This window comes from Actinacidiphila sp. bgisy167 (assembly GCF_057707665.1).
In genome coordinates this window covers 51,594-73,002 of sequence record NZ_JBYIQP010000015.1, presented here as the reverse complement: position 1 = coordinate 73,002, position 21,409 = coordinate 51,594, and the positions used below count along the sequence as shown (strand labels likewise).

The following is a 21,409-nucleotide window of genomic DNA, read 5'->3' as shown; positions in this document are numbered from 1 at the left end:
CACAAGGTCCTCGCCGGTCCGCCGCCTCAGAACCCGTCCGCCAGCAGCTCCGCGAGGTGGCGCGCCCGTACCCCGGCGAGCTGGGCGAGCTGGGTGCGGCAGGAGAAGCCGTCCGCGAGGACGGCCGTACGGGGCCGGGCAGCGCGGACCGCGGGCAGCAGACGGTCCTCGGCGCAGGCGACGGAGACCTCGTAGTGGCCGCGTTCGAAGCCGAAGTTCCCGGCCAGACCGCAGCAGCCGGAGGCCAGGGCCCCGCTGAGCCCGGCGCGGGCGCGCAGCCGGCGCTCGGCGGCGTCGCCGAGGACGGCGTGCTGGTGGCAGTGGGTCTGGCCGGTGACGGGCCGGTCGAGGCGCGGCGGTGTCCAGCCGGGCGCCGCCTCCTCCAGCACCTGCGCGAAGGTGCGCACCGAATCCGCCAGGGCCGCCGCCTCGCCGGTGCCGAGTAGCTCGGGCAGGTCGGTGCGGAGCGCCGCCGCGCAGCTCGGTTCCAGGACGACGACGGGACGTCCCGCGGCCACCACCGGCGCCATCCGCTCCACCGTGCGGCGCATCACCCTTCGGGCCCGGTCGAGCCGGCCGGTCGAGACCCAGGTCAGGCCGCAGCACACGCGCCCCGGGGGCAGCACGACCCGCAGCCCGGCCGCCCTGAGGACGCGTACGGCGGCGCGGCCCACCTCGGGGGAGAAGCGGTCGGTGAAGGTGTCCGGCCACAGGACCACGGTCGCCTCCGTGTCCGCCCCGGCCCCGGCCCCGGCCCGCGCCCCCGGTGCGGGCGGCTCCTGCCGCCGCCACCAGCGCACGAAGGACTCCTCCGCCGGCAGGGGCAGCTCCCGCTCGGGCGCGATCCCCGCCACCCGCTTGCCCAGAGCCGTCAGCGGCCCGACCCGCGCCAGCGCGTTCAGGGTCCCGGTGGCCGGTGCCGCGAGACGCAGCCAGGTCGGCAGACCGCCCATCACGTAGTGGGAGGCGGGCCGCAGCCGCCGCCGGTAGCGCTGGTGCAGGAACTCCGCTTTGTAGGTGGCCATGTCGACGCCGACCGGGCAGTCCGACCGGCAGCCCCTGCAGGACAGGCACAGGTCGAGTGCGTCCGCGACCTCCGGCGCGCGCCAGCCGCCGGTGACGATCTCGCCCGCGAGCATCTCGTGCAGCAGCCGGGCCCGGCCGCGGGTGGAGTGCCGCTCCTCACCTGTCACCCGGTACGAGGGGCACATGACGCCGGCCCCCGCCCCCGCGCCCGTCTCGCGGCACTTGGCGACGCCGACGCAGCGGCGCACCGCCGCCGAGAAGTCACCGCCGTCGCGGGGGTAGCCGAAGGCGACGTCGACGGGCCGCCGCGGCAGGACAGCGAAGCGCAGATCGGCGTCGAGGGGAGCGGGCCGTACGAGCATGCCCGGGTTGAGGCCGCCCGCCGGGTCCAGCGCGTCCTTGAACCGGCCGAAGAGGGCCACCAGTTCCTCCCCGTACATCCGGGGCAGCAGCTCCGCGCGCGCCTGACCGTCGCCGTGCTCCCCGGACAGCGAGCCGCCGTGGGCGACGACGAGGTCGGCGGCGGCCTCGGAGAAGCGCCGGAAGCGGGCCACCCCGTCCGCGCCGAGCAGGTCGAAGTCGATGCGGACGTGGATGCAGCCGTCGCCGAAGTGCCCGTACGGGGTGCCGTGCAGGCCGTGCTCACGCAGCAGCACGCGGAAGTCACGCAGGTAGGCGCCGAGCCGCGCCGGGGGCACCGCGCAGTCCTCCCAGCCCGGCCAGGCCTCCGCGCCGGCGGGCGTCCGGGTGGCCGTCCCGGCGGCCTCCTCGCGGAGCCGCCACAGCGCGCGCTGCGCGATCGGGGAGGTCACCACGGCCGAGTCGACCGCGTCGGCGAGCCGCCGCAGCGCCTCCGCCTCACCGGTGCCGGGCATCTCGACGAAGAGCCACGCCCCGCCCCGCGGCAGCAGTTCGGCGGCCTCCCCGCCGCCCACCAGGTCGGCGGCCATGCCCTCCACCGTCAGCGGGCCGTACGGCAGCAGGCCGTTCGCGGCGTCGGCGGCGGCGCTCTCGTCCGGGTAGCCGAGGACGACCAGGACGCGCACCGCGGGCGCGGGCACCAGCCGGACCTCGGCCTCCGTCAGCACGGCGAGCGTGCCCTCGCTGCCTGTCAGGGCGCGGGCCAGGTCCTGGCCGCGCTCGGGCAGCAGCGCGTCCAGGGCGTAGCCGGAGATGCGGCGGGGGAGGTGCTGCGGATAGCCGGTGCGCAGCAGGGCGAGGTGGCCGTCCACGAGTTCCCGCAGGTCCGCGCGGAGCGGGTCGGTGGTGCGCAGCGGTTCGCCGCCGTAGGTGAGGCATTCCAGGGCGCGGACGTTGTCGGCCGTGGTGCCCCAGGCGACGGAGTGCGCGCCGCACGCGTTGTTGCCGATCATGCCGCCGAGGGTGCAGCGGCTGTGGGTGGACGGATCGGGGCCGAAGGTCAGCCCGTGCGCGGCGGCGGCGCGCCGCAGGTCGTCCAGGACGACCCCGGGCTGCACCCGGGCCGTCAACGCCTCGGGGCTGAGTGACACGATCCGGTGCATGTGCCGGGTGAAGTCGAGCACGACGCCGGTGCCCGTCGCCTGCCCCGCGATCGACGTGCCGCCGCCGCGCGGCACCACCGGCACCCCGTGCGCCCGGCACACGGCGAGCGCCGCGGCCACGTCCTCGGCGTCGTACGGGGCGACGACGGCCACCGGAATACGCCGGTAGTTGGACGCGTCCATCGAGGTCAGCGCCCTGCTCTGCGCGTCGAAGAAGACCTCGCCCCGCAGGGCCCGCTCCAGGTCGCGGCGCAACGCGTGCCGCTCATCGCCCGTCATGTCCCGTAGCCTGCCCCGTCGCGGCACATGTCTCACCGGATGGGACACGGCCCCGTAACGGGCTCGTCACGCATTACGCTGCGAATGTGGCCGAGATCCAGATTCCCGCTGACATCAAGCCCGCCGACGGACGATTCGGTTCGGGCCCCTCCAAGGTGCGGCCTGAGGCGCTCAGCGCGCTGGCCGCCACCGGCACCTCGCTGATGGGCACCTCTCACCGGCAGGCACCGGTGAAGGACCTGGTCGGCCGGGTCCGGGACGGCATCCGTGAGCTGTTCGCGCTCCCCGAGGGCTACGAGGTGGTGCTCGGCAACGGCGGCTCCACCGCCTTCTGGGACATCGCCACCCACGGACTGATCGAGCGCAGGTCGCAGCACCTCAGCTTCGGCGAGTTCTCCTCCAAGTTCGCCAAGGCCGCCAAACTGGCGCCGTGGCTGGACGAGCCCACCGTGGTCTCCGCCGACCCGGGTTCGCACCCCGAGGCGGTCGCGGAGGCGGGCGTGGACGTCTACGCCCTCACCCACAACGAGACCTCGACCGGTGTCGCCATGCCGCTGCGGCGCGTCCCCGGCGCGGACGAGGGCGCCCTCGTCCTGGTCGACGCCACCTCCGGCGCGGGCGGCCTGCCGGTCGACATCGCCGAGACCGACGTCTACTACTTCGCCCCGCAGAAGTCCTTCGCCGCCGACGGCGGGTTGTGGATCGCCGTGTTCTCCCCGGCGGCGCTGGAGCGCGCGGAGCGGATCGCCGCCTCCGGCCGCCACATCCCGGCCTTCTTCGACCTGCCGACCGCGATCGACAACTCGCGGAAGAACCAGACGTACAACACCCCGGCACTCGCCACCCTGTTCCTGCTGAACGACCAGCTGGAGTGGATCAACGGGAAGGGCGGTCTCGACTGGGCGGTGCGCCGCACCGCCGCCTCCTCGGGTCATCTGTACGGCTGGGCCGAGGACTCCAAGCACGCCACCCCGTTCGTCACCGACCCGGCCAAGCGCTCCCAGGTCGTCGGCACGATCGACTTCAACGACGACATCGACGCCGCGGCCGTCGCCAAGGTGCTGCGCGCCAACGGCATCGTCGACACCGAGCCGTACCGCAAGCTGGGCCGCAACCAGCTGCGCGTGGCCATGTTCCCGGCCGTGGAGCCGGCGGACGTCCAGGCCCTGACCGCCTGCGTCGACTTCGTCGTCGAGCGGCTCTGACACGGGCCCCGCGGGGCCACCGCGACGGTGGTCCCGCGGGCGTTCAGCGTTCCCGGCGCAGGAGCCGGCGTACGCCGATCAGCAGGGCGGCGATCGCGGCGAGGGTGACGGCGCCGAGGGTGAACTGGCGTGTGGAGCCGGGTTCTTCGGTGCCGGTGCCGGTGGTGTCCGTGGTGGAGGTTCCCGAGGCTCCGGGGGAGGAGGCCGTCTCGCGTCGGGCGGCGTCGGGCAGGTCGTCCCCCTTGAGCGGTACGCGCCAGACCTCGCTGTCCTCGCCCTCACTGCGGTGGTCCCGCGGGCGTTCAGCGTTCCCGGCGCAGGAGCCGGCGTACGCCGATCAGCAGGGCGGCGATCGCGGCGAGGGTGACGGCGCCGAGGGTGAACTGGCGTGTGGAGCCGGGTTCTTCGGTGCCGGTGGTGTCCGTGGTGGAGGTTCCCGAGGCTCCGGGGGAGGAGGCCGTCTCGCGTCGGGCGGCGTCGGGCAGGTCGTCCCCCTTGAGCGGTACGCGCCAGACCTCGCTGTCCTCGCCCTCACTGCCGTACATGAGGGCCCTGCCGTCCGGGGTGAAGGCCACGGACTCGCCCTGCCGCTGCAGCGGCACGTGCATCTGGTCGATCCGGCGGGCCTCGCCGTCCTCCCAGCGGTACATCAGGGCGCCGAAGTAGCCGCGCAGCACCAGCCGGCTGCCGTCCGGGGAGAAAGCGCCGTCGGTGATCCACAGCGGGATGTCCGCGATGCGCCGGAAGATGTTGGTGCCGCTCGCGGAGAGCTTCGCCGGGCCCTCGTAGAGGCCGCCACCGTCCTCGTTCTTGCTCGCGATGTACACCCGCCCGGTCTTCGGGTCGACCATCAGCGCCTCGGCGTTGCGCGGGCCGCCCTCGTACTGGACGGTGTACTGCGTCGCCCTGACCGTCTGGTTCGCCAGCCGCTCGGGCTCCGGGAAGCGGTAGATCCACACGTGCGGCCAGGAGCCGCCGAGATTGTCGCCTATGTCGCCGACGTACAGCGCGCCGTCCGGGCCCATGGAGATCGCCTCGACGTCGCGCGGGCTGCCCACGCCGCGCAGCGTGACGGTGGCGACCGTCTTGCCCGTCGCGGAGTCGACGGCGTAGACGTACGGGCCGTCGTCGCTGTCGTTGTGCGCCCAGTAGACGCCCTTGTGGAGGCGGCTGGCGACGAGGCCGCTCGATTCGGTGATCCGCGGGTCCGAGATCGTGAAAGCCACGGACTCCCCGTCGTCGTCGGCGGCCGCCGTGCCGACCAGGGGACCCATGACGAGAACGGAGGCCGCGGCCGCGGCGAGCAGTGGACGCATGGGCCTAGCCTGCCAGGTGCCCGGCCCGGGCGGCGCCGGGGCCTTGGGCGGCGCGTGCGGAGGCCGGAGTCCGGTGCGCCGTCCGACGGGCACGGCCTAGGATCCCCTGCATGCTCAGCGCCTCCCCCGGCCCCGGCGACGGGCCCCGCCGCACGCCAGGACGCCGCACGGCGTGGATGTTCGTCGGCGACTCCATGACCGTCGGCAGCGCGGGGGAGCTCTCCTGGCGCTACCGGATGTGGCAGCACCTGTGCTCGTTCGGCACGGAGGGCGAGGACTTCGAGATCGTCGGACCGCGGACCGCGCTGTACGACCCCGCCGCCGACGCGGCCGTCTCGCAGCGCTACGCCGACCCCGCCTTCCCCCTCTCCGCGCGCCGCCATCTCGCGGGCTGGGGCGAGGGCTGGCTGCACATGGCGCCGCTGATCGAGGACGCCGTCCGGGAGCACCGTCCCGACGTACTGCTGGTGTCGCTCGGGCTGATCGACCTCGGCTTCTACACCGACCCGGCGCAGACCGATGCCCATGTGCGGCTGTTCGTCGCACGGGCGCGGGCCGCCAACCCCCGCGTCGCCGCGGTGCTGCTGCCCGTCATACCCAACTCGCGCTGCGACCACGACCCCGGATTCGCCGCCCAGTGCGAGGAGTTCAACACCCTCCTGGCCAAGACGACCGCGGACCTGTGCACTTCGGCCTCGCCGCTGCTGCTGGCCTCCCGCCCCGCCGGGTACGACATCGCCAGGGACACCCGCGACGGCACCCACCCCAACGCCTCCGGCGAACACCGCCTGGCGGCCGCCTTCGCCGACGCGGCGTACCAGGCGTGGGGCCTCGGAGCGCCGTACCGGCACCCCATCGGCATCGCTTGATTGGAGCGCACTCCAAGGAGTTGTCTTGAGGCCCATGGAGTACACACAGCTCGGACGCACCGGACTCAAGGTCAGCCGACTCGTGCTGGGGACGATGAACTTCGGCCCGCAGACGGACGAGGCGGACAGCCACGCCATCATGGACGCCGCTCTCGACGCGGGCGTGAATTTCATCGACACGGCCAATGTCTACGGCTGGGGCGAGAACAAGGGCCGCACGGAATCCATCATCGGGAACTGGCTCGCGAAGGGCGGCGACCGGCGCGACAAGGTGGTGCTCGCCACCAAGGTCTACGGGAACATGGGTCCCGACGGGCCCGCCTGGCCCAACCACGACCGGCTCTCCGCCCTCAACATCCGGCGTGGGGTGGAGGCCAGCCTGAAGCGCCTGCAGACCGACCACATCGACCTCTACCAGTTCCACCACATCGACCGGAACACCCCCTTCGAGGAGATCTGGCAAGCGGTCGACGTGCTCGTGCAGCAGGGGAAGGTCCTCTACGCGGGCTCCAGCAACTTCCCCGGGTACAAGATCGCCCAGGCCAATGAGATCGCGGCCCGGCGCGGCGGCACGATCGGCCTGGTCAGCGAGCAGTGCCTGTACAACCTGGCCGAGCGCCGCGCCGAGATGGAGGTGATCCCGGCCGCGCAGGAGTACGGCCTGGGCGTCATCCCCTGGTCGCCGCTCCACGGCGGCCTGCTGGGCGGCGCACTGCGCAAGGAGCGTGAGGGCGGCGGCTCCCGTTCCACCTCCGGCCGCAGCGCCGACTCGCTGAAGGACAGCGCTCTGCGCGAGCAGGTGCAGCGGTACGAGGACGCGGTCGACAAGGCCGGACTGCAGCCCGGTGACGTCGCCCTGGCCTGGCTGCTGGGCCGTCCCGGCGTCACGGGCCCGATCGTCGGCCCGCGCACCCGTGAGCAGCTGGACTCCGCGGTGCGCGCGGTCGACCTGCGGCTGCCCGCGGAGCTGCTCGCCGAGCTGGACGAGATCTTCCCCGGCCCCGGCCCGTCCCCCGAGGCTTTCGCCTGGTAGGCGTCCGCCGCCCCGCCCCGTCGTGCGCCCCGGTCGCAGATTCACCCGGTCGGGCGCACGATGAGGGTATGACCACAGCCAAAGAGATCATGCACCCAGGCGCCCGTGCGATACCGGCGACCGAGACTCTCGACCGCGCCGCGCAGCTGATGCGCGAGCTCAACGTCGGCGCGCTGCCGGTCCACGACGCGAACGACCGGATGTGCGGCATCATCACCGACCGGGACATCGTCACCAAGTGCGTAGCCGCGGGACGCGACCCCTCCAAGGTGACCTGCGGCGACCTGTGCGAGGGCACCCCGCGCTGGATCGACGCCGAGGCCGACGTGTCCGACGTCCTCACCGAGATGGAATCGCACCGCATCAAGCGGCTCCCGGTGGTGGAGAACAAGAAGCTGATCGGCATCATCACCGAGGCCGACCTGGCCCGCCACCTCAGCGACGAACAGGTCGCGGAATTCGTCGAGAAGGTGTACGCCGGCTCCTGAGGCGGACGACACCGCCGGGCCGACGACGGCCGACGACAGACGACGACGGCCGACGACACTGCCCGGCCGGCCACGGCCGACCACGGCCGCCGGGCGGCCGACGGTCGCAGGGCCGCCCCGAGCGCCTGCGGCCGCCCGGCCGCGGCGGCTAGCCGCGCACGATCGTGCCGACGATCACCACGACCACCAGCAGAGCGAGAGCGGCGGTCATTACGCGGGTACGGGTCTTCGGGTCCACACAGCGAGGTTAACGGGGCGGCCTCAGTGCCCCAGAGGGCAGGTCCGCACCGTCTCGTAGCGGGGCTGGGCACCCGGCACTCCGGGCGTGGGCGGATGGCTCCGCACCAGGCGGACCGCCCCCGCCGTCCACGGCGTCCCCGAGAACGCGCCGAGCGCGTCCGTGAAGGGCCGCAGACCCACCCTGACGCGCCCGGAGCGCTGCCGGGCGAGCGTCAGGTGGGCGTGGAAGGCGCCATGCTCGTCCTCGTGGCGGACGCCCGCCCGCCGTGCGGCGGCCCGCGCCGCCGCGGCCGCGCCGCCCAGGTCGTCGCCGTCCAGTCCCGCCCACAGAGTCCGGTCGCCGAAGCGGCCCCCACGGCCCAGGCGCACCCGGCAGGGAGGATGGCGCCGCGCCGCCCGCTCGAGCCGTTCGACCAGGGCGGGCAGCAGAGCCTCGTCCACCTCCCCGAGGAACGCCAGCGTCACATGCCACCCGGCGCGTTCCGTCCAGCGCAGCCCGTCCGCGCCCGGCAGGGCGCGCAGCGCGTCCACGGCGTCTGCCAGCTCGGCGAGGGCGGCGCCGGGAGGCAGAACGGCCACGAACAGCCTCATGCCCCCAGGGTGCACCGCCCGCGGCGGGCGTGCGAGGTGCGCCGGGTGTGGGCGGGCCGCCTACGGGGCGATGGCCGCGTAGCCCGGAACCTCACGCGGGTCGCGGGCGCCCGGGCCGACGTAGCGGGCCGAGGGGCGCACCAGCCGGCCGGTGCGCTTCTGCTCCAGGATGTGCGCCGACCAGCCGGCGGTGCGGGCGCAGCTGAACATCGAGGTGAACATGTGGGCCGGGACCTCGGCGAAGTCCAGGATGATCGCCGCCCAGAACTCCACGTTGGTGGCCAGGACGCGGTCCGGGCGGCGGGAGTGCAGCTCCTCCAGGGCGGCCTTCTCCAGCGCCTCCGCGATCTCGAAACGGGGGGCGCCCAGTTCCCTGGCGGTACGGCGCAGCACCCGGGCCCGCGGGTCCTCGGCACGGTAGACGCGGTGCCCGAAGCCCATCAGGCGCTCGCCCCTGTCCAGGGCCTGCTTCACGTACGCCTCGGCGTCGCCGGTCCGCTCGATCTCCTCGATCATGCCCAGCACGCGGGAGGGCGCGCCGCCGTGCAGCGGGCCCGACATGGCGCCTACCGCGCCCGACAGCGCGGCGGCCACGTCGGCGCCGGTGGAGGCGATGACCCGGGCGGTGAAGGTGGACGCGTTCATGCCGTGCTCGGCGGCGGAGGTCCAGTAGGCGTCGACGGCGGCGACGTGTTTGGGGTCGGGCTCGCCGCGCCAGCGGATCATGAAGCGCTCGACCACCGACTGCGCCTTGTCGATCTCGCGCTGCGGCACCATCGGCAGTCCCTGGCCGCGTGCCGACTGCGCCACGTACGACAGCGCCATCACGGCCGCGCGCGCCAGGTCCTCGCGGGCCTGCTCGGCGTCGATGTCCAGCAGCGGCTTCAGTCCCCACACCGGAGCGAGCATGGCCAGCGCCGACTGGACGTCGACGCGGATGTCGCCGGAGTGGACGGGGATCGGGAAGGGCTCGGCGGGAGGAAGGCCGGGGTTGAAGGCACCGTCGACCAGCAGGCCCCAGACGTTCCCGAAGGAGACGCGGCCCACCAGGTCCTCGATGTCCACCCCGCGGTAGCGCAGGGCGCCGCCTTCCTTGTCGGGTTCGGCGATCTCCGTCTCGAAGGCGACGACTCCCTCGAGTCCGGGTACGAAGTCGGACATCAGGCGGCTCCTCGTGATGCGGTCGACGATCCGGTGGTGCTTGTGGCACGCGGAATGGCGCGGGGGTCGGCACTGGGTGCCCGCACGATATCCCCCGGTGTGGGGAGTGCACAGATACCCGGCCTGTAAGTCTGTCCCCTTCCGCAGGTGACGTGAAGCGTGAGGTCCGGCACATCTTGCGGCGGACCGTGACGGTGGGGCCGGGGAGCACGGAGGCGGCACGCGGTGCCGCCTCCGTGCTGCAAGATGTGCGGGTGCAGCACAGCCACCACGACCCCGCCGCCATGCGCAGGCAGTACCGCGCCCGCGGACTGACCGAGGCCGAGCTGGCCGGCGACCCGTACACGCAGTTCGCGCGCTGGTTCGCCGATGCCGTCAACGCCCGCATCGACGAGCCCAACGCCATGGTGGTCTCCACCGCGGGAGCGGACGGGCTGCCCAGCTCGCGCACGGTGCTGCTGAAGAGCTACGACCACCGCGGCTTCGTGTTCTTCACCAACTACGGCTCCAGGAAGGGGCGCGAGCTCGCCGAGCGGCCCTTCGCCTCGCTGCTCTTCCCCTGGCACCCGGTCGCGCGCCAGGTGATCGTGACGGGCGCCGTCGAGCGCGTCTCACGCGAGGAGACCGAGGCCTACTTCCGGAGCCGGCCGCACGGCTCGCGGATCGGCGCCTGGGCGAGCGAGCAGTCCGCGGAGATCGCCTCGCGCGAGGTGCTGGAGCACCGCTACGCGGAGCTGGCGGCCCGCTATCCCGAGGGCACGGACGTGCCCGTGCCGCCGCATTGGGGAGGCTTCCGGGTGGTGGCGGGCCGCGTCGAGTTCTGGCAGGGGCGGGAGAACCGGCTGCACGACCGGTTGGTGTACACCGCCGCGGAGGGCGGCTGGACGGTGCGGCGCCTTTCGCCCTGAGGCGTGCCGGAGGGGGGCCGGTTCCCGGGCGCGGCCGCCCGCGCCGGGTGGCGGAGGCGGCGCGGTGAGGTCAGGGCCGCGGACGCAGACGACCCGCGGGCTGCTCCCCGGACGGCGAACCGTCCGGGCATCGGCCGGACGAATCCGACGAGCCCGCGGGTCGGGTGACTGCGATGGATTGGCCCGCTACGCACATCGCGCGCAGGCGAGGAGCGCAGGCGTCAGCCCGCAGCCACCTCACGCGTCCGATGGGAACTCATTCTTCGGACCACCTCCCTTCATGTGTGCCCGCAACCCTAAGAAACGGTTCGTGGGACGGCAAGCGGTTTTTTCCGCCCCGCGCGCCGAGGCCTCGCGGGCGCCGAATTTCGTGAACTTCCTGTGGCGTCGGTCACACACGGGTTGAATGTCCAGACGTGCAGTCATTTGACGCGACACCGCAGCTGCTCGCCGCGCTCCTCGACGGGATGGAGGCCGGACTCTGCGCCCTGGACCGGGACGGAGTGATCACGCACTGGAACGCGGAGGCCGCCCGCATCCTGGGCTGGACGGCGCAGGAGGCCGTCGGCCGGCGCGGGTTCGCCGGCTGGGCCGCGCGCAGCGCCGACGCCGAGGAGGTGCGCGAACGGCTGCTGGGCGCCATGGCCGCGGACGGCCGCCAGGTCCACGAGTTCGCGCTGCTGACCAAGGACGGGCGCCGGGTGCTGGTGCGGACCCAGGCCGCCGCCGTGCACGGCGCCGACGGGCGCCCCGCCGGGGTCTACTGCGCCTTCTCCGAGGTGCACGCCCAGATCGACCTGGAGCGCTCGATCGCCCTCAGCGAGGCGCTCTTCGACGACGCGCCGTGCGGGGTCGTCCTGGTCGACGCCGACCTGCGCCCGGTCGTCGTCAACGCGTACGCCGCCCGCGCGCTGCGCACCAGCCGGGACGCGCCCCTCGGGCGGCCCCTGGGCGACTTCCTCGACCAGGGCGCGGAGGAGCTGGAGAGCGCCCTGCAGCACGTCCTCGCCGAGGGCGCGCCCCCCGAGCCCAGCGAGCTGTGGGTGGGGCTGCGGGCGGACGGCGGCACCCGCCGCTGCTGGCGCAGCGGCTTCGTGCGGCTCGGCTCGCCGCTGGGGGAGGAGCCGGTGCCGCTCGGCGTCGGGCTGCTGCTCCACGACATCACCGACACCAAGCTCGCCGAGCGCGAGGCGGTGCGGCTGCGCTTCCGCAGCAACCAGCTGCACCGGGCCGCGCTGGCCGTCGCCGAGTGCGAGGACCCCCTGGAGGCGGCCACCTGCTGGGTGGACTTCGCCCTCGCCGGGTTCGCCGAGCACGCGCTGCTCGACGTGCTGGCGCCCGACGGGGTGCGGCTCGTCCGGGCGGCGGGCACGTCCTCCGGCGGTCCGGGGCCCTGCCTGCCGGTGCCCGGCGGCATCCCGGTGCGGTACGGGGAGGGGCACCCGGCCCTGCAGGCGCTCGCGCGCACCGGTTCCGTGCGGGCCGGCTTCGGGGCCGGGGCCGCCGACCCCGCCACGCGGTCCCAGGTCGACAGCTGGGCTGCCGCGCGGCGCTGGCCCGAGGGCACCGCCCACGCACTGTGCGCCGTGCTGCGCAGCCGCGGCCGCACGCTCGGCGTGCTCACCTTCCTGCGCGGCGCGGGCGGCCGTCCCTTCGACCGGGCGGACGCCGTCTTCGCCGAGGACGTCGCGCTGCGGGCGGCGGCCGGTCTCGACCTGCCGCCGCGGGCCTGAGGCCGGGTTCAGCGGCGGTAGAAGATCCGGTCCGCGTACTCCTCGAAGACCCGCGCGTTCCACTCGTGCCCGCCGTCGACGTTGCCGGAGCGGAGCATGGGCGGGGTGACGCCGCGCTCCGCCAGGTCCGCCGCGGCCGTGGCCACGACGGCCTGCATCAGCGCGCTGGTCACCACCGTGGAGGCCGGGCCGAACGGTGCCGGGACGCCCGGCACGGACAGCTCGGCGTCCCCCGGCGCGATCTTGCTGTCGACGACGAGGTCGCAGTGGTCCTTGAGGAAGGTGCCGCTCGCGTGCCGGGAATGCGTCTCCTTGGCGTACGCCACCGATGTGACGCCGATCACCGTCATCCCGAGTGCCCTGGCCTCCTGCGCCATCTCCACCGGGAGCGGGTTGCGGCCGGAGAGGGAGATGACGAACAGCAGGTCGCCCGCCCGCGCGGGGGAGCTTCGCAGCACGACCCGGGCCAGGCCGCCCACCTGTTCGAGGGCGCTGCCGAGGGTGGCGGGGACGACGTCCACGCCGACCGCGCCGGGCACGGCCAGCAGGTTGACCAGGGCGAGACCGCCCGCGCGGTAGACGACGTCCTGTGCGGGGAGCGAGGAGTGCCCGGCGCCGTAGGCGAACACCCGCCCCCCGGCCGCCACGGTGTCGGCGAGCGCGGCCGCGGCCGCCTCGATCGCTGGGGACTCCTCGTCCCTCACGCGCCTGAGCAGTGCGATGGCGGCGTCGAAATATGCGGCGGCCAGATCGGTCATGCCGAGAACCGTGCTGCCGCAGCGTCCGCCTGTCAACCACGGCGTCCCGGTTGCCGGTCGCATGCGTCAGAATTGAGGCCAGGGCCACGTACGAGCCATCGAGGGGCACGCATGTCCGGACTGATCGACACGACGGAGATGTATCTCCGCACCATCCTGGAGCTGGAGGAGGAGGGTGTGGTCCCCATGCGCGCCCGAATCGCCGAACGGCTCGACCAGAGCGGGCCGACGGTCAGTCAGACCGTCGCGCGTATGGAGCGGGACGGGCTGGTGAACGTCGCGGGCGACCGGCATCTGGAGCTGACCGCCGAAGGGCGGCGGATCGCGACGCGCGTGATGCGCAAGCACCGGCTGGCCGAGTGCCTGCTGGTCGACGTCATCGGCCTGGAGTGGGAGCACGTGCACGCCGAGGCGTGCCGCTGGGAGCACGTGATGAGCGAGGCGGTCGAGCGACGCGTCCTGGAGCTGCTGCGGCATCCCACGGAGTCGCCGTACGGCAACCCGATCCCGGGCCTGGAGGAGCTGGGCGAGAAGGACGGCGCGGACCCGTTCCTCGACGAGGGGATGGTCAGCCTGACCGACCTGGAGACGGGGCAGGCGGGCGCGAGCGTGGTCGTCCGGCGGATCGGGGAGCCGATCCAGACGGACGCCCAGCTGATGTACACGCTGCGGCGGGCCGGTGTGCAGCCGGGCGCGGTGGTGTCGGTGACCCCGTCGGCGGGCGGTGTGATGGTCGGCAGCGGCGGTGAGGCGGCGGAGCTGAGCTCGGAGACCGCGTCCCACGTCTTCGTCGCCAAGCGGTAGGACGGTCCCGCGGAGCGTCGCGGTGCCCGGGGCGCCGCGTGGCGGTGTCTCGTCGCGGCTTGTGCGGTCCCCTGCGGCTGTGCGCTCGGTGGATCGTCTGTGGGGTGCGCTCGGTGGATCGTCCTGTGACGTCGGGCCGGGCGGTTCCGGCCGGTCCAGGGCGGTCCGCCGCCGGCGCGGCGCTTCTCGGGCGCCGGTGAGGCGGGTCGTCGGCGGTGGGCGGTTCCGGCGGAGGGACTCCGGCGCCTCCCCATGCGCCGGAGTCCCTTTCTCCCCCGATCCCCCGTCCCTCCCCTGTCCCCCTCCGTCCCCTCCCTGTCCCCCTCCGGACCCCCCGGTCCCCCTCGTCCCCATGGAGGCCACCCGGATCCCCGAGCTGTCCGGGTGGCTCCCCGCTGTCCGTCTCCCCGCCGGACCGCGTCCCGCTGAAGTACTCCCCTCGGCGTGGGCGGGCAATCCTTGAGCGTTGTCACTCGAAAGAGCGGTGTTGCGCGCGTGAAGACGCATATCGAACAGGATTTCGATAGCGTGGGGGTCTGAACGTCACGTACCAGGGGGTGCGGCACATGGCCAGGCGCGTCGAAGTCACCGGAGCGGGCGGCCTCCCGCTCACGGCATGGGAGTACACCGACGGGCCCGCCCCGCAGTCAGGCACCGGGCCCGCGGCGGCGTCCGACGAGGTGCCCGAGGAGGTGCGGCGGCCCGCCGTCCTGCTGCTGCTGCACGGCCTGATGGGACGGGCCTCCCAGTGGGCCGGCACCGCTCGCCGGCTTGCCGCGCGCCACCGGGTGGTGGCCCTGGACCAGCGCGGCCACGGAGGCAGCGCCAAGCCCGAGGGGCCCTACACGCGGGAGGCCTACGTGGCCGACGCCGCCGCCGCCGTCGAGCAGTTGGGGCTCGCCCCGGTCACCGTCGTGGGGCACTCGATGGGCGCCCTCACCGCCTGGCAGCTCGCCGCGCGCAGGCCCTCGCTGGTGCGGGCGGTGGTCTTGTGCGACATGCGGGCGGCGGCTCTCGGAGAGGCGAGCCAGCGCCGCTGGGAGGACTGGTTCGGCGCCTGGCCGCTGCCCTTCCCGGGGCCCGACGCGGTCCGCCGGTGGTTCGGCGAGGAGGATCCCTGGCTGGAGGGCCCGCGCCCGTCCCGGGGCCGGTTCTTCGCCGAGGTGATGGAGGAGCGCCCCGACGGCTGGCGCCCGGTGTTCGCGCGGCGGCACATGCTGCGGTCCCGGGAGTCCTGGGTCCACGACGCCCACTGGGAGGAGCTGGCACAGGTGTCCTGTCCCGCCCTCGTGGTACGCGGATGGGACAGCGAGCTGGGCCGTGCCGAGGCCCAGGAAATGGTGCGGGTGCTGCCCCGCGGCTCGTACGCGGAGATCCCCCACGCCGGGCACCTCGTCCCCTGGGAGCAGCCCGAGGCATGGGCCTCCGCTGTCGAGACCTTCCTGGCGGACGTCGTGGGCCGGCCGGTATGCCAGGCCTGAGCAACGGGTGTCAGGCGAAGACGACCGTGCGGTGGCCGTTGAGCAGGACGCGGTGCTCGCTGTGCCACTTCACGGCGCGCGCCAGGGCCTGGCACTCCACGTCGCGGCCGACGGCGACGAGTTGCTCCGGGCCGGCCTCGTGCCCCACCCGCTCGACCTCCTGCTCGATGATCGGGCCCTCGTCGAGGTCGGCGGTGACGTAGTGCGCCGTCGCGCCGATCAGCTTCACCCCGCGGGCGTGGGCCTGGTGATAGGGCCGGGCGCCCTTGAAACTGGGCAGGAAGGAGTGGTGGATGTTGATGATCCGGCCGGACAGCGCCTTGCAGAGGTGGTCCGACAGCACCTGCATATAGCGGGCGAGTACGACCAGTTGCACGTTCTCCCGCTCCACCAGGGAGAGCAGCTCCGCCTCGGCCTCGGCCTTGTTCTCCTTCGTCACCGGGATGTGGTGGAAGGGGACGTCATAGGAGGCCGCCAGCTCCGCGAAGTCGGTGTGGTTGGAGACCACGGCGGCGATCTCCACCGGCAGCGCGCCGATGCTGGTACGGAAGAGCAGGTCGTTCAGGCAGTGCCCGAACTTGCTCACCATGAGGATGACCCGCATCCGCTCGTTGCAGGGTGTGATCTGCCAGTCCATGCGGTAGGCGTCGGCGACGGCCGCGAAGCTGGCCCGCAGCTTTCCGGCGGTGACGGGGTGGCCGGCCGAGAAGTGCACCCGCATGAAGAACAGTCCGGTGTCGTGGTCGCCGAACTGCTGGCTGTCCTCGATGTTGCACCCGGTCATGAAGAGGTAGCTCGACACGGCGTGCACGATGCCCGTCTTGTCGGGGCACGAGAGGGTGAGGATGTACTGCTCGGCCTGTGGCTGCGACTCGTCGGCGGCGTTCACGGGGCCAGGGTCGCACAAACTCGTCCCGCCGTTCCAAGCCGTCCACCGACCGGGCGGCCGCGTTCGCCCGGGAGGGCGCCCGCCACGCGGCGGCGCGGCCCGCGGCCGACGGCGGCTCAGGCCGTGCGCGTGTAGATCCGCAGGATGTCCAGGGAGCGCGGCGGTGTGTCCGGGTCCTCGCCGTCCCCGGCCGCCAGCCGCACGTGCGCCTCGCGGGCGGCCCGTACCGCCTCGGGCCAGGCGTGGTGCTCCAGGTAGGCGGAGACGGGGGCGTCCGCGCCCACCTGGTGCAGTATCTTCAGCACCCGCAGCACGGCCACATCGACCAGCGCCGCCTCCTGGGAATCCCTGAAGACGGTGCCCACGTACTTCTCCGCGGACCAGTTGTCGAGCCAGGTGTCCTCGACCAGGCGGTAGACGGCGTCGGTCACGTCGCCGTAGCCCGGCTGCCCGGTGAGCCACACCTCACGCTGGAACACCGGGTCGCTGATCATGTGCAGCGCGGAGCGCACGTTCGCGCGCCAGCGCCACCAGGGCATGTCGTTGAGCGGCATGCCCCCCATCGTGGAGGAGCGGGTGCCGCGGCGGGAAGACTTCTCCGTACTCTGCACAGTGCACGATCGTACGTGCTCCGGAATTCCCGCACTTTGTTCACCCGATGGTGACCCTCCGTTCCCCCGTGTTCATCCGGGGGTTGCGGTAAGCCCGGAATCGTCCCGCTCCATGAGTGATCGCCGTAAGCGCAGAGCTGCTCCCTTTGTGTCCGCGATGACCGGCGTCGTCCTGCTGGGGGGATGCGGCACACTCCCCGGGGAGTCGGGCGACGCCATGGGCCCGATCACCGTCATGACCTGGGCGCCGCAGGACACCGGCGCGACCAACATGCCGGGCATGCCGGCCATGGCCAAGACCTACGCCAAGTACATCAACGCCCGCGGCGGCATCGGCGGCCGGGAGTTGCGGGTCATCACCTGCAACGACCACAACACCGCGCTCGGCGCCGACGACTGCGCCGAGCAGGCCGTCGACAAGGGCGCGGTCGCCGTCGTCGGCTCCTACAGCCAGTACGGCGCCGCCTTCACCACCACGCTGGAGGCCGAGGGCATCCCGTACCTCGGCGGCTACGGCATCACCCAGGACGAGTTCCAGAGCTTCCTCTCCTATCCCGTCAACGGCGGCCTGCCCGCCCTGATGGCCGGCGCGGGCCGGCAACTGGCGGGCAAGTGCACGAAGGTGACCCTCGTCCGCCCCGACACCGCCGCGGGCGACATCTTCCTGCGCTTCCTCGACGCCGGCCTGCGCGACGCGGGCCGCACCAGCGCCACCGACCTGCGCGCCGCCGAGGACGCCACCGACTACAACACGATCTCCCGGAAGGCGATCGGCGCCAACGAACACGGCGCCTGCGTGAGCGCCGCGCTCGGCGACAAGACCGCCACCTTCTTCGACGCCTTCCGCCGCACGACCACCACCGACCCGGTCACCGGCCTGGAGGCCGGTCCCAGGGCGCGGATCGCCTCCGTCCTCGGCAGCGTGCAGCAGACCACCCTCGACAGCACCGGCGGCGGCAACAGCCCGCTCGAGGGCGCCTACGTCACCGGCTGGTACCCGCCGGCCTCCGACGCGCGCTGGGCGCCGCTGCGGAACACGATCAAGAAGTACGCCTTCGGGGACAACGACATCGACCCCGATGATCCGGGTGTGCAGACCACCTGGATCGCCTACAACGTCCTCACCAAGGTCGTCGAGAAGATGGGCAAGGACCGGCCGGTCACCGCCGCGACGCTGAAGACGGCGCTGGACGAGGCGCACGACGTCTCCACCGACGGCCTCACGCCGCCGCTCGGCTGGCGGGAGCAGGACACGTCCGCCATCATCGAACAGCCGCGTCTGGTCAACGGCCGGGTCACCTTCCAGAAGGTCGAGAAGGGCCGGCTGGTCGCCGCCCGCAAGGGCTTCGTGGATGTGACGGAGACCCTGGAGCACGCCCCGGGCTGACGGGCCCGGGCCCGGTCTCCCCACGGCGGCGTCCACGCTGCCGCGCACGGCACTCTGGCCCCGAGCCCCAAGGCTGAGGGACCCTCACCGTGCCGCGCGGACGCGTCACAGGGTGCTGCCGCCCCACCCTCAGAGCTGACTGCCCTGATGCTGCGTCAGCCCGTACTTCCTCGCTATGGGGTTCCAGAGCGCCGCCGCGCTCGTCTTGGCCCGCGAGGCGTTGCCGCTCTGGGTGTTGCCTGCCGTCAACTGGTCGGTCGACCGGGCGTGTCCGTGCCGGCACAGCTTCCGGTTGTCCTTGATCTGGTCGGCCCAGGCCGCATAGTGGTTGTCGGCGGAGGCCGAGGCCGCCCACGCCTTGTTGAGGGCGTCGGTGAGCGCCTGGTGGTTGGGGAGCTTGTCCACCGGGAGTGCCTTCAGCCGCGCCATCAGGTCGTTGCGCTGTTGCGCCGCGGCCCGCAGGTCGGCGGCCGCCCCGTCCAGGTTGCGGCAGCCCTTGATGCTCTCGACCGCGTTGACCACCGAGGTGCGGCTGCTGCCGCTCGTCTTGAGCAGCGCCTCCAGCCCCTTGGCCTGCTGCTCCGCCGCGTCCGTGCCGCCGCCCTTGGAGGAGGCCGGGGCCGAGGCGCTCGTCGAGGGCGCCGGGGACTGCCCCGCGACCGGGTTGCCGTCGTCCCCGCCGCTCATCAGGGCCCCCGCGAGCAGTCCCGCCGCGGCGCAGCCGCCGACGACGATGCCGATCAGCGCGGCCGGGGTGAGCTTGCGGCGGGCCGGCGCGGGCTGGCCGTACGCGTAGGACGGCGGCGGCGTGGCGGCGGGCGGCGCGTAGGAGGGCCGCCCGTGGTCCGGGGCCGCGGCGTAGCCGGGCTGCTGCTGGGGTGGGCCGTCCTGGCGGTACAGGTGCCCGAAGTCGTCGTGGGGCTGCTGCGCCGGGCCGCCCTGGGGGCCTGCGGGGTGCTGGGAACCGTTCGGATAGCCGTAGCCGGAGGCCTGCGGCGAGGCCGGCGCGTCCTCGAAGCGCGGCAGGTGCTGGGTGGGGTCCGCGCCGGCAGGAGCGCCCGGGCGCAGGTCGTAGGGTGCGGCCTCGGACATCGGGTACGGCGGCAGGACCTGCGTGGCGTCCGCCACGGGGCCGGTCTGGTACATCGGCGCCGGGGGCTGCTGCGGCTCGTGCGGCGGCATGGGCGGCCGGTTCTGAGGATACGGCGGGAAGAGCTGTGTCGCGTCGGTGTCCGGGAGGGACTGCTGCGGGGAGCCGTACGCCTGCGTCGGCTCGCCCCACGGCTGCCCGGCCGCGGGGCCGGCACCCCAGGCGGTGGTCCCTCCCGGGCCGGGTATGCCTCCGTCCGCGGGCAGCACCACGCCCTCGTGCACCTCCGGATACGCCTCGTCACCGCGTCCGCCGTGCATCACCGGTACCTCTGCCTTCTCCGTCGCTACGGAATCGTCGGCTCACGCTACCGGGTCTGCTTCGGCGGTCACCACGCCGCGGTCGGTCCGACGGGGGTGCGGCCGGCCCTCCGGCGCAGAACAGGGATCGCGTACCGCCGACTTGATGTCGTTCCCGTAACGATTCCGGAGACGGAGGCGGAGAGGGGACGAGAGCGGGGCCGGGGCACGCGCCGTCCCGGCCCCGCCTCCGCGCCGTCACGCCGCCAGTTCCTCCTCCTCCAACCGGGCGCCGAACTCGCGGACGGCGCTCTCCGCCGCGTAGGGCTGCAGGCGCGTCCGGAGGTCGTCGAGGTACTCCGCGCCGCGGTGGCTGCGGAGCGAGGCGAGCAGTTCGACGGCCTGTGCGCCGGTGTGGCAGGCCTGTTCGACCTCCCGCTGCTGCACCTGGGCCTGGGCCAGCAGCAGCAGGCCGAGGGCCCGGCGCCGGGACTTCTCCGGGGGGTGCCCGGCGAGCGCCTCCTCGGCGCGGCGGACCGCCTGCGGCGCCTGGTCGAGGTCGCGGTGGCAGTGGGCGAGCTCGTCGGCGAGGTAGGCCGGGCCGAAGTGCCGGATCCAGCCGGGGTCGTCGTCCGGCTCGGAGTGCTCCAGCGCCTCCACGGCCTGTCCCGCCACGGCGGCACAGGCCCGCGCGTCGCCCATCAGCGCGTGGCCGCGGGCCTCCGCCGCGTAGAACATGGCCTGCGCGGTGGCGGTGACCTGACCGCGGGCGCCCTCCTGGGCGGCGCGGGCCAGTTGGGCGATCTCACGCGGGGTGCCGAGCTGTGCGGCGAGGTGGCTCATCCCCGCGGCCAGCACGTAGCCCCCGTACGCGCGGTCGCCCGCGGCCTGGGCCAGCCGCAGCGCCTGGATGTAGTAGCGCTGCGCCAGGCCGGGCTGGCCGGTGTCGACGGCCATGTAGCCGGCGAGTTCGGTCAGCCGGGCGACGGCGGAGAAGAGCTGGCGTCCCGTCGCCTCGCGGTAGGTGCCGGCGAGGAGCCCGGAGACCACGCTGTTGAGGTAGTGCACCACCACGGGGCGCACCTGGCCGCTGCCGAACCGGTGGTCGAGGTCGTTCAGCGCCCGGGTGGTGGCCCGTACCGCCTCGACGTCGGCCATGCCGACGCGTTGCCCGCCGGCGCGCGCGACCTGCGCGTCGGCCCGGGTGATCAGCCAGTCCCGGCTGGGCTCGACCAGGGCCGATGCCGCCACGCTGGAGCCGGTGAGGAAGTCCCGGCGGCCGACGTCGCTCCGCCACAACTCGCAGACCTGCTCGATCGCGCCGAGCACGGTGGGCGCGAAGTGCAGGCCCACGCCGGATGCCAGGTTCTTGCCGTTGGCCATGCCGATCTCGTCGATGGTGACGGTGCGGCCGAGTTTGCGGCCGATGGCCTCGGCGATGATCGCGGGGGCGCGGCCCCGCGGTTGCTGGCCGCGTAGCCAGCGGGCCACGGAGGTCTTGTCGTAACGCAGGTCGAGGCCGTGCTCCGCGCCGCACATGTTGACCCGGCGGGCCAATCCGGCGTTGGAACAGGCTGCCTCCTGGATCAGTGCCTGCAGCCGTTCGTTCGGCTGGCGGGCGACGAGCGGTCGTGCGGCCATGGGCTCCCCCTCGCAGCTGCCACTTTCGGAACTGGGGATTCCGTTCCTGCAGACCCCTTCCCGGTACGCGCCCTCCA

The 21,409-nt window shown here is 73.6% G+C and carries 18 protein-coding genes; 9 read left to right on the top strand and 9 right to left on the bottom strand.

Features of this window, described 5'->3' with window-relative positions; all coding sequences use genetic code 11:
• Positions 1-26: 26 nt before the first annotated feature.
• Positions 27-2,828 carry an FAD-binding and (Fe-S)-binding domain-containing protein gene (locus AC3ET4_RS08725; protein WP_431947700.1) on the bottom strand — a complete coding sequence of 934 codons (2,802 nt, stop codon included), beginning with the start codon at positions 2,826-2,828 and terminating at the stop codon, positions 27-29.
• 86 nt (positions 2,829-2,914) lie between these two features.
• Here AC3ET4_RS08725 and serC point away from each other — a divergent pair, with 86 nt between their 5' ends.
• Positions 2,915-4,033, top strand: coding sequence for a phosphoserine transaminase (gene serC / locus AC3ET4_RS08720; protein ID WP_431947698.1), 1,119 nt, complete (start codon positions 2,915-2,917; stop codon positions 4,031-4,033).
• Positions 4,034-4,335: 302 nt separating this feature from the next.
• Here the strand turns inward: serC and AC3ET4_RS08715 are convergent, their stop codons facing one another.
• A complete protein-coding gene (locus AC3ET4_RS08715) occupies positions 4,336-5,349 on the bottom strand; it encodes a hypothetical protein (RefSeq protein ID WP_431947696.1) in 1,014 nt (337 codons plus the stop codon).
• A gap of 176 nt (positions 5,350-5,525) precedes the next feature.
• On the opposite strand from AC3ET4_RS08715, the gene AC3ET4_RS08710 reads away from it, so the two are divergent.
• From AC3ET4_RS08710 to AC3ET4_RS08700, 3 genes are all read left to right on the top strand, one after another.
• Positions 5,526-6,218 (top strand): GDSL-type esterase/lipase family protein, encoded by a 693-nt coding sequence (locus AC3ET4_RS08710; RefSeq protein WP_431947749.1) that lies wholly within the window; start codon positions 5,526-5,528, stop codon positions 6,216-6,218.
• Between the two features lie 34 nt (positions 6,219-6,252).
• Positions 6,253-7,251: an aldo/keto reductase gene (locus tag AC3ET4_RS08705; RefSeq protein WP_431947694.1), complete on the top strand. Its 999-nt coding sequence runs from the start codon at positions 6,253-6,255 to the stop codon at positions 7,249-7,251.
• Between the two features lie 68 nt (positions 7,252-7,319).
• Positions 7,320-7,739: a CBS domain-containing protein gene (locus AC3ET4_RS08700; protein WP_431947692.1), complete on the top strand. Its 420-nt coding sequence runs from the start codon at positions 7,320-7,322 to the stop codon at positions 7,737-7,739.
• Positions 7,740-8,000: 261 nt separating this feature from the next.
• On the opposite strand, the gene thpR is transcribed toward AC3ET4_RS08700, so the two are convergent.
• On the bottom strand, positions 8,001-8,570 hold the full coding sequence (gene thpR / locus AC3ET4_RS08695; protein ID WP_431947690.1) for an RNA 2',3'-cyclic phosphodiesterase: 570 nt from the start codon (positions 8,568-8,570) through the stop codon (positions 8,001-8,003).
• Between the two features lie 60 nt (positions 8,571-8,630).
• Complete coding sequence (locus AC3ET4_RS08690) at positions 8,631-9,731, bottom strand: citrate synthase 2 (RefSeq protein ID WP_431947688.1); 1,101 nt, start codon at positions 9,729-9,731, stop codon at positions 8,631-8,633.
• A gap of 284 nt (positions 9,732-10,015) precedes the next feature.
• Between AC3ET4_RS08690 and pdxH the strand changes: the two genes are divergently transcribed.
• Together pdxH and AC3ET4_RS08680 are read left to right on the top strand one after the other, a co-directional pair.
• Positions 10,016-10,639, top strand: coding sequence for a pyridoxamine 5'-phosphate oxidase (gene pdxH / locus AC3ET4_RS08685; RefSeq protein WP_431947747.1), 624 nt, complete (start codon positions 10,016-10,018; stop codon positions 10,637-10,639).
• Positions 10,640-11,055: 416 nt separating this feature from the next.
• Entirely contained in the window at positions 11,056-12,372 is a 1,317-nt protein-coding gene (locus tag AC3ET4_RS08680; protein WP_431947686.1) for a PAS domain-containing protein, read from the top strand.
• 8 nt (positions 12,373-12,380) lie between these two features.
• Here the strand turns inward: AC3ET4_RS08680 and AC3ET4_RS08675 are convergent, their stop codons facing one another.
• Positions 12,381-13,130 carry an SIS domain-containing protein gene (locus AC3ET4_RS08675; protein WP_431947684.1) on the bottom strand — a complete coding sequence of 250 codons (750 nt, stop codon included), beginning with the start codon at positions 13,128-13,130 and terminating at the stop codon, positions 12,381-12,383.
• Between the two features lie 111 nt (positions 13,131-13,241).
• On the opposite strand from AC3ET4_RS08675, the gene AC3ET4_RS08670 reads away from it, so the two are divergent.
• Complete coding sequence (locus AC3ET4_RS08670; RefSeq protein WP_431947682.1) at positions 13,242-13,934, top strand: iron-dependent transcriptional repressor DtxR; 693 nt, start codon at positions 13,242-13,244, stop codon at positions 13,932-13,934.
• A gap of 566 nt (positions 13,935-14,500) precedes the next feature.
• On the top strand, positions 14,501-15,415 hold the full coding sequence (locus AC3ET4_RS08665) for an alpha/beta fold hydrolase (protein ID WP_431947680.1): 915 nt from the start codon (positions 14,501-14,503) through the stop codon (positions 15,413-15,415).
• A gap of 10 nt (positions 15,416-15,425) precedes the next feature.
• Here AC3ET4_RS08665 and purU read toward each other — a convergent pair whose 3' ends face one another.
• Both purU and AC3ET4_RS08655 read right to left on the bottom strand, forming a co-directional pair.
• Positions 15,426-16,304: a formyltetrahydrofolate deformylase gene (purU, locus tag AC3ET4_RS08660; protein ID WP_431947678.1), complete on the bottom strand. Its 879-nt coding sequence runs from the start codon at positions 16,302-16,304 to the stop codon at positions 15,426-15,428.
• Between the two features lie 116 nt (positions 16,305-16,420).
• Positions 16,421-16,867 carry an SCO4402 family protein gene (locus AC3ET4_RS08655; RefSeq protein WP_431947745.1) on the bottom strand — a complete coding sequence of 149 codons (447 nt, stop codon included), beginning with the start codon at positions 16,865-16,867 and terminating at the stop codon, positions 16,421-16,423.
• Between the two features lie 160 nt (positions 16,868-17,027).
• Between AC3ET4_RS08655 and AC3ET4_RS08650 the strand changes: the two genes are divergently transcribed.
• Positions 17,028-18,302 (top strand): ABC transporter substrate-binding protein, encoded by a 1,275-nt coding sequence (locus tag AC3ET4_RS08650; RefSeq protein WP_431947676.1) that lies wholly within the window; start codon positions 17,028-17,030, stop codon positions 18,300-18,302.
• A 129-nt stretch (positions 18,303-18,431) separates the two neighbouring features.
• Here AC3ET4_RS08650 and AC3ET4_RS08645 read toward each other — a convergent pair whose 3' ends face one another.
• A complete protein-coding gene (locus tag AC3ET4_RS08645) occupies positions 18,432-19,712 on the bottom strand; it encodes a hypothetical protein (RefSeq protein WP_431947674.1) in 1,281 nt (426 codons plus the stop codon).
• A 237-nt stretch (positions 19,713-19,949) separates the two neighbouring features.
• Positions 19,950-21,332 carry an NsdA family TPR-like regulatory protein gene (locus AC3ET4_RS08640; RefSeq protein ID WP_431947672.1) on the bottom strand — a complete coding sequence of 461 codons (1,383 nt, stop codon included), beginning with the start codon at positions 21,330-21,332 and terminating at the stop codon, positions 19,950-19,952.
• Positions 21,333-21,409 lie beyond the last annotated feature (77 nt).

Bases quoted from the DNA above. Each gene is read 5' to 3' on its own strand.
- AC3ET4_RS08725 (WP_431947700.1), bottom strand. From the start codon at position 2,828: ATGACGGGCGATGAGCGGCACGCGTTGCGCCGCGACCTGGAGCGGGCC.
- AC3ET4_RS08640 (WP_431947672.1), bottom strand. From the start codon at position 21,332: ATGGCCGCACGACCGCTCGTCGCCCGCCAGCCGAACGAACGGCTGCAG.
- AC3ET4_RS08645 (WP_431947674.1), bottom strand. From the start codon at position 19,712: ATGCACGGCGGACGCGGTGACGAGGCGTATCCGGAGGTGCACGAGGGC.
- AC3ET4_RS08700 (WP_431947692.1), top strand. From the start codon at position 7,320: ATGACCACAGCCAAAGAGATCATGCACCCAGGCGCCCGTGCGATACCG.
- AC3ET4_RS08650 (WP_431947676.1), top strand. From the start codon at position 17,028: ATGAGTGATCGCCGTAAGCGCAGAGCTGCTCCCTTTGTGTCCGCGATG.
- AC3ET4_RS08675 (WP_431947684.1), bottom strand. From the start codon at position 13,130: ATGACCGATCTGGCCGCCGCATATTTCGACGCCGCCATCGCACTGCTC.
- AC3ET4_RS08715 (WP_431947696.1), bottom strand. From the start codon at position 5,349: ATGCGTCCACTGCTCGCCGCGGCCGCGGCCTCCGTTCTCGTCATGGGT.
- AC3ET4_RS08705 (WP_431947694.1), top strand. From the start codon at position 6,253: ATGGAGTACACACAGCTCGGACGCACCGGACTCAAGGTCAGCCGACTC.
- AC3ET4_RS08655 (WP_431947745.1), bottom strand. From the start codon at position 16,867: ATGGGGGGCATGCCGCTCAACGACATGCCCTGGTGGCGCTGGCGCGCG.
- AC3ET4_RS08670 (WP_431947682.1), top strand. From the start codon at position 13,242: ATGTCCGGACTGATCGACACGACGGAGATGTATCTCCGCACCATCCTG.
- AC3ET4_RS08665 (WP_431947680.1), top strand. From the start codon at position 14,501: ATGGCCAGGCGCGTCGAAGTCACCGGAGCGGGCGGCCTCCCGCTCACG.
- thpR (WP_431947690.1), bottom strand. From the start codon at position 8,570: ATGAGGCTGTTCGTGGCCGTTCTGCCTCCCGGCGCCGCCCTCGCCGAG.
- AC3ET4_RS08710 (WP_431947749.1), top strand. From the start codon at position 5,526: ATGTTCGTCGGCGACTCCATGACCGTCGGCAGCGCGGGGGAGCTCTCC.
- pdxH (WP_431947747.1), top strand. From the start codon at position 10,016: ATGCGCAGGCAGTACCGCGCCCGCGGACTGACCGAGGCCGAGCTGGCC.
- AC3ET4_RS08690 (WP_431947688.1), bottom strand. From the start codon at position 9,731: ATGTCCGACTTCGTACCCGGACTCGAGGGAGTCGTCGCCTTCGAGACG.